The organism is Allocoleopsis sp. (genome assembly GCF_036703385.1).
Lineage (GTDB): Bacteria > Cyanobacteriota > Cyanobacteriia > Cyanobacteriales > Coleofasciculaceae > Allocoleopsis.
In genome coordinates, this window is the sequence record NZ_DATNPA010000706.1 from 1 (window position 1) to 3,571 (window position 3,571).

Below are 3,571 nucleotides of genomic sequence, written 5' to 3' on the forward strand. Positions count from 1 at the left end.
ACTGGGCCAAAGTAATCCAATAAAACTTCCGTACCCTGCTCATCAAAGTACCGTTCTGGGGTGGCGGATAGGGCGAGACGCAAGCCAATATTTCGAGGCAGACTTTGCTCTAAGCGGGGTGCACCTAAGTTATGGGCTTCATCGCCGATAATCAGCGTTTTATCGGGAAAGTACTTGAGTTGAGATTGCAACCCCTCTCCGATGAGTGTGGAATTGGTGGTGATGACAGTGAGAAAGGGTTGATTGCCAGACTGAACGTTGTAAAGTGCCGTTGAGAGTTGACTTTGCCAGTTGCGAACAGTCTCGAAGGCTAAGATGGGTTCCAGGTTAAAGGTTTGGCATTCTCGCGCCCATTGGGTGACAAGATGGCGGTAAGGGCAGACGACAAGTAAGACTTGCAACCCGATTTTTTGATACAGTTGGGTTGCGATCGCAAGTGCTGTAATTGTCTTTCCGCTACCCGTCGCCATCTTCAGCGTTCCTCGCCCTGAGCAAGCAAACCAATTCGCCACAGCTTGCCGCTGATACTGTCGTAGTTTAATTGTGGGGGGTATTCTAGGACATCCTGGCGGGGACTGATTTCTCTTGGATGAACGCTGATGGTAATTGCCCTTAGCTTCAGCTACCGCACAGAACGCCTTTAGAGAGTGGTTCTCAATTTGTATGAACGAACGTCCGTCATATAAATTCCGAGCTTGATGCTGATTGTGAACTTCATAAATATTCTTTGAGAACCGCTCCACTATCCGACTGCCCCTGCTACTATTTTTTATTCTTAAGTTTCACTTTCAGCAGTAGCCTAGTTTGCCTAATATACTACAAAACTTGGTGCGTTGTGACATTTTAGCTATATTTATTACTCCAAGTAGGGGAGAGGCATACCGTAACTCTGAACAGCACTTAATTAAGCCCTAAAGAGTTGGATAGAGAACTTTAAAAGTTTATCAGACACCAGATTAGCCACGGCTTCTTATACAAAGGCTCAATTTTTAGCTGACGTCCTTTGAATTTGATATTATTCAACGGATGTTTGAATCATAATCTGTTTAATCCGTTTGAGAACGCGCATGATGTCATAAAGTTGATTGCGACGGGGGAGGAGTAAAGAGAAGATATTAGATAAATCGTACTGAGGGTTATCTTGAATTAACAGCTTGATAAACTGAAATTCATCGCCGTTAGTGATTAATCCGTAAACGGGGCGTTCTAGGTTGGGGTTTGCCATCATGTAAGTGAGGGCTTGGGGTAGGGCGACGGAGAAAGCGATGGTTGACTTGGATTCGACGACTAATACCCAGAGTTGCTGTTGAATAATCAGGGTGTCGATGCGTCCCCGCAGCAGTTCGCCTTTGTCTTCTAGGAGGAGTTCGACTTCAGGTTCTGTGGTAACGAAGAAGGGTTCGTCATATAAACCAGCTAGGGTTAATAAGGGAGAAATTAGCAATTGATTAATCGTGCCTTCTGCTAGAGAACTCCGTTTTCTATGGCGATAAAATCTATTTCTAATTTGGTCTAAAGTAGCGACTTCAGAGTCATTGAGTTCGGGTAATTTATTACTCCATTCACAGAAGAATTGTTCATTTTCTGTAGGACGGAGATTAAACCTTTCCTCAAGGTCATCTAGACTGGTGATGGTTTTGCCTATAGGACGGGTCTGTACCATAATTCATTCAATTTGGTTAGGATATCTGTTACAAGTCTAATTATAATTGCAACATTTCGGAGATAAGGCCGATCGGAAGAGTTTGGACAAAATGAAACCAATGATGAGCTAGCTGTAATTTGTGACATGGTTCAATTTTTACCTGGTGTCCCTGCTTATCGAGAAAAATGGCTTGATTAGTATCGCTGCCAAAACCACTATTTGGTTTATCGATGGGATTCGCCACGATCGCCTTACAGTTTCGCTTCAAAGGGGCGATCGCAAACGCTCAAATCTTCTTCCTGCTACCCGTCGCCCTCTTCACGATCAGCGCCAAACTTGGATAGCTGGCCCAATATTGGTAATGAAAACTTGTCCGTCAGGACTGAAGGCTAGAATGGGATTGGGAAGAGGAATTCCTCCAAAGGTGCGGATTAATGAGCCAGTTTTGGAATTCCATATCTTTACAAGTTGCCCTCCAGGATTGTCGTGATTCGCAACGTAACTCGCTAAGGTTTGCCCGTCGGGACTGAAGGTAACATTAACCGCATTCTTGTAGAAATTTCCTTCAAGATTAGAAACTTGTTTCCCAGATTTCCAATTCCATAATTTCAGAGCTGGATTATTGTTAGTATTTAGAGCGTTGTAATCTGTACGAGTACTGGCAAGCGTTTGCCCATCTCGGCTAAAGGTAACCGAGCGAATTTCTCCGATGTCTACTAATCGGCTCAGGAGTTTTCCTGTTTTGAGTTGCCACACTTTTATCGATTTATCAGCGCTACCACTTGCTAGGAATTGTCCATCGGCACTGAGTGCGATCGCATGAACTGGCTTGGCGTGCGCCTGTATTGTGCGGATGAGTTGTCCCGTTTTCAGGTTCCATAACTTAATCGTGTTGTCGGAACTTCCACTAATCAGCGTCTGCCCATCTGGAGTAATGACAATGGCATGAACGGCGTATTTATGCCCCTTGAGCGTTCTAATTTCTTGTCCGATTTTGACGTTATAAAGTTTAATCGTCTTGTTAGACATCCCAGCCGCGATCGTTTGTCCGTCGGGGCTAAATGCAATGGAGTAAATATAGTCACCGTGTAGCCCCCCAACTCTGCGATCAGGTGCTTCTTGATCGGAAGAGCTATCGAAAAATTCGGATATAGAACCTTTAAATAGGGTGAGCAGTTGTTCTCCAGTTTTGAGGTTCCAAAGGGTGAAAAAACTCTCACCCCCACCACCAGCCCGTGCATAGTTATGGCTGCCAAGTGCCAGAATTTGACTATCTGGACTAATTGCGATCGCACTCACAGCCTCCCACTTTAGATTTTCACCGATTGTTTGTACAACTCGTGCATTTTCCCAAGGCTGAGTTGAGGCAGGAATGTTACTACCAGTATTAAATAAATCTTTGCCTTGGTTATCATCTAAGTTAACGCGAAGCAGATTCGCATTGGTGAAATTTGCACCTGTTAAAACAGTTCCTTTGAGAAAAGCATCCCGCAAATCAGCCCCACTCAAATCGGCTCCATTGAGGTTAGCAAAGTTAAGGGTTGATGCTCTTAAATCAGCCCCTTTCAAGTTTGCCTGACTGAGGTTAGCACGTAGTAAATCACTATCCAGTAAAATGGCATTACTCAAGTTGGCTCCCTGAAGGTTGACGAGAGACAGTCGCGCCCCACTCAAGTTGGCTCCCTGAAGGTTAGCTCCAATTAGGTTAAACCCATTAGGGTCGGCTACAGGATCGCCACGCAAGTCGAGTCCAACCAAATCACACTTAGGACATTGTTTAGTTTTGAGTAATTGTTTAACCTGGGCGGGATTTGCAGCAATGCTTGGAACACAATAGCTGAGGGAACTTAGCAAGGCTGCTGTTGTTAAAATGATGCGCTTCATGGAAGAGGAGTTGCGATCGCACTACTGGCGGCTACTGAATCT

Annotated in this window: 3 protein-coding genes and 1 pseudogene; all 4 read right to left on the reverse strand. The window is 44.7% G+C overall.

Annotation, left to right across the window (positions count from 1 at the left end):
• Positions 1-665 (reverse strand): DEAD/DEAH box helicase family protein (locus tag V6C93_RS33225; RefSeq protein ID WP_414644334.1); only part of this gene is annotated, 665 nt, incomplete at its 3' end.
• Between the two features lie 350 nt (positions 666-1,015).
• Positions 1,016-1,663 (reverse strand): type I restriction endonuclease subunit R, encoded by a 648-nt coding sequence (locus V6C93_RS33230; RefSeq protein WP_333480964.1) that lies wholly within the window; start codon positions 1,661-1,663, stop codon positions 1,016-1,018.
• 40 nt (positions 1,664-1,703) lie between these two features.
• Positions 1,704-1,910, reverse strand: a pseudogene (locus tag V6C93_RS38615) (hypothetical protein); the annotation flags it as partial.
• Between the two features lie 59 nt (positions 1,911-1,969).
• Positions 1,970-3,529, reverse strand: a complete 1,560-nt coding sequence (locus V6C93_RS33235) for a WD40 repeat domain-containing protein (RefSeq protein WP_333480965.1) — start codon at positions 3,527-3,529, stop codon at positions 1,970-1,972.
• Positions 3,530-3,571: the final 42 nt, after the last annotated feature.